Origin of the sequence: Streptomyces turgidiscabies Car8 (genome assembly GCF_000331005.1) — a bacterium.
Classification (GTDB): domain Bacteria; phylum Actinomycetota; class Actinomycetes; order Streptomycetales; family Streptomycetaceae; genus Streptomyces; species Streptomyces turgidiscabies.
On the sequence record NZ_AEJB01000548.1, the window covers coordinates 1 to 3,575 of the forward strand.

A 3,575-nucleotide genomic window follows, 5' to 3' on the forward strand; every position below is an offset into this window, starting at 1 on the left:
CAGCTGTCCGGTTGGCCAGCCCGGTCGCTGGGACCGGCGCTCCCTCAAACCCCGTACACCCTCAGCTCACCTGCTCCTTCAGCCCATGTACTCCGCCGCCGCGTCGAGCAGCCAGTCCGTCAGGTAGCCGGCGAACGACGAGCGGACCAGCACCCAGAAACCGGCCCTGGCCTCGTCCCGGGCGACCAGTACCACCTGGGTGCGGCCCAGGGTCGTCTGGGCGCAGCGGCCGGGTCCGAAGGCGCGCGGGTGGAGGTCGAGGGGGCAGCCGTGGGCCAGCAGGTCGCGGGCTCGGGGGCCCGTGACGAGGAGCGTGGTGCGCTGGGCGGAGACGTCGATGACGGAGACCGGCTCCTCTCCAGCCGCCTCTCTGATACGGCTCTCCAGGTCCCGTTCACCGCCGGGCGGGCCCACGATCAGCCACTCGTCCGGGCCCAGCCACAGGGCGACCAACTCCCCTGCGCGGACGACGGTGTTGGGGGCGAGGGGCAGCGGGAGATCCAGCGCGAGCCCGATGGCGTCCGCCGCCGCGCCCTTGGGGTCGAGACGCACGTTGAGCTGGGTCAGGAAGGGGAGTTCCGCCAGCCGGATCGTGCCCCCGGAGGTGCGGGTCGCGGCGGCCAGCCGGCCGGCGGCGTCCGCCAGAGGCGACGCCGGCGACAGGGCGGACAAGGGGGACGGGGAGGCCTCGGAGGACGAGGACAAGGAGGGCCGGGCGGCGCTCAGGGTGGTGGTGTCAGCCATCTCGGCGGGCTCCCTCGGGGTCGTAGAGGACGGGGCTCGCGACGGTCACCGGGACCAGCCGGTCACCCACGGGTGCGTACAGGCGTTCGCCTACGCGTTCCCGGCCGCCCTTGATCAGGGCGAGCGCGAAGGTCCGGCCGAGAGCCGCGCTGCGGTAGCTGGAGGTGACATGGCCGAGCATCGGTACGGGCGGCGCGGGCAGTTCGCTGTCCGCGACCAGCTGGGTGCCCTCGGGGAGGAAGGCGCCGGGGTCGTCCGGGAGCAGGCCGACCAACTGCTTTCGGTCGGGGCGGACGGCGTCGGCACGGGCGTACGACCGCTTGCCGATGAAGTCGGGCTTCTTCTTCGAGACCACCCAGCTCATGCCGAGGTCCTGCGGGGTGACGGTGCCGTCGGTGTCCTGGCCGATGATCGGGTAGCCCTTCTCGGCGCGCAGGACGTGCATGGTCTCCGTGCCGTAGGGCGTGATGCCGTACGGGGCGCCGGCCTCGTACAGCGCGTCCCAGAGGGTGCGGGCCTCCCACGGCGACACGTTGATCTCGTAGGCCAGTTCGCCGGAGAAGCTGATCCGGCAGACGCGGGCGTCGATGCCCGCGACGGGCGTCTCGCGCCACGCCATGAACGGGAAGTCGGCGTTGTCCACGGCCAGTTGGGGTGCCAGGGAGCCGAGAACCTCGCGGGAGCGGGGGCCCACCAGGGCGACGGTGGCCCACTGTTCGGTGACGGAGGTGCAGTGGACGCGCAGGTCCGGCCACTCGGTCTGGGACCACTCCTCCATCCAGTCCAGTACGGCGGCGGCGTTGCCCGTCGTCGTGGTGACCAGGAAGCGGTCGGGGGCGAGGCGGATGACGGTTCCGTCGTCGAAGACCATGCCGTCCGGGCGGCACATGACGCCGTAGCGGATCATGCCGACCTTCAGGGTGCTCATCATGTTGGTGTAGAGCAGGTCGAGGAAGACGCCCGCGTCCGGGCCCTGGACGTCGATCTTGCCGAGGGTGGACGCGTCCATGAAGGCCACGCTGTCGCGGGCGGCGGCGCACTCGCGCAGGACGGCCGCCTCCATGTCCTCGCCGGCCTGCGGGTAGTACCAGGGGCGCTTCCACTGGCCGACGTTCTCGAAGAGCGCGCCGTGCTCGACGTGCCAGGCGTGCAGTGCGGTCGTCCGGATCGGGTCGTGCAGCGCGCCCCGGTCGCGGCCCGCGAGGGTGGCGAAGGAGACAGGCGTGTACGGCGGCCGGAACGTGGTCGTGCCGAGCGCCGAGATGTCGACGCCGAGGAGCGCGGCGACGATGCCGCTGGCCAGGACGCCGGACGTCTTGCCCTGGTCGTTGGCGGTGCCCGCCGTCGTGTAGCGCTTGGTGTGCTCCACCGACCGCATACCGGCGCCCGTGGCGCGGGCCAGGTCGTCCACGCTGACGTCACGCTGGAGGTCGACGAAGGAGTGCGTGTCGGAGGCGTCGGGGATGGCGTACACGTGCATGGGCGGGGTGGTCGGCGGTTCGGCGGCCGGAGTGGGGAGGCGGGGTGCCTCGGGGGTGTAGCCCTCCGCCGCGAGTGCGCGGGAGGCCGCGTCCACGCCCTGGGCGAGGACCGAGGGCAGGTCCAGGGCTCCGGCCGCGCTGCCCGCGACCTCGACGGCCTGACGGCAGCTGTCGGGGACGAAGGTGCCGAGCGCGTTGTCGTAGCGGAGCTTGCCGCCCGCCTGGCTGAACAGGTGGGCCACCGGGTTCCAGCCGCCCGAGACGAGGAGCAGGTCGGCGGCGAACTCCCGCCGGCCTGTGCTTCCGCCGGACTCCGTGGGCTCGCCTTCGTAGGGGGCGACCCTTACGGCGGTCAGGCGCGGATTGCCTTGTGCCTCGCCTTGTGAGCCGCCTTGCGTGCCTACGACCGCGTGTCCGGCGAGCACCTCGATGCCGGCCGCTCTCGCGCGCTCGGCCCACTCCCCCGGGTAGGGGCGGGTGTCGACGATCGCCGGCACCTCGACGCCCGCCGCGGTGAGGTCCAGTGCCGCCGCGTACGCGCTGTCGTTCGTCGTGAACACGACCGCCCTGCGGCCGGGCAGGACGCCGTGCCGGTTCACGTACGTACGCGCCGAGGCGGCCAGCATCACGCCGGGGCGGTCGTTGTCCGCGAAGGCCAGGGAGCGTTCGTGGGCGCCGGTCGCGAGGACGACCCGGCGGGCGCGGATGCGCCAGACGCGTTCGCGGGAGACGTTCTCGGGGGCGGCCGCGCCGAGGTGGTTGGTACGGCGCTCGACGGCGAGGAGGTGGTTGTCGTCGTAGTAGCCGAAGACCGTGGTGCGGGTCAGGACTCGCACGTCGGGGGCCGCTCGCAGGTGAGCGGTGGTCGACTCCACCCAGTCGAGGTGCTCGCCCGTGCCCAGGAGGCTGCCGCCCGGCTCCGGGCGGTCGTCGGCGAGGATGACGCGGGCGCCGGTGCGGGCGGCTGCGGCGGCTGCGGCGAGGCCTGCGGGGCCCGCGCCGACGATCAGCAGGTCGCAGTGGGCGTGTACGGCGTCGTAGCGGGCGGGGTCGGGGGTGGTCGCCAGGCGGCCCTGGCCGGGGAGGCTGGTTGCCGCGAGGCCGTCGTACAGCTCGACCGTGGTGGCGGGGAGCATCGGCTCGGGGAACGGGGCCTCTATCTGGATGACGGCGTTGGGCTCTTCCGGGCCTGCGGAGAAGATGCCTCGGGGGCGGCCGAGTTTGATGCTGGTGCCTGTGTGGATGATGCCGTTGGCGAGGAGGGCTGAGGCGAGGGTGTCGCCTTGGTAGCCCTGGTGTTCGGTGCCGTCGAAGGTGAAGGTGAGGGGGGTGTTTCTGTTGATTCGGCCT

2 protein-coding genes are annotated in these 3,575 nt (G+C 72.8%); both read right to left on the reverse strand.

Features of this window, described 5'->3' with window-relative positions; translation table 11 throughout:
• Nucleotides 1-78 precede the first annotated feature (78 nt).
• On the reverse strand, nucleotides 79-744 hold the full coding sequence (locus STRTUCAR8_RS39535) for a sarcosine oxidase subunit gamma (RefSeq protein WP_006381994.1): 666 nt from the start codon (nucleotides 742-744) through the stop codon (nucleotides 79-81).
• Nucleotides 737-3,575, reverse strand: a 2,839-nt coding sequence (locus STRTUCAR8_RS39540; RefSeq protein WP_044473678.1) for a sarcosine oxidase subunit alpha family protein, incomplete at its 5' end; no start/stop codon positions are given. The genes STRTUCAR8_RS39540 and STRTUCAR8_RS39535, both read right to left, overlap by 8 nt.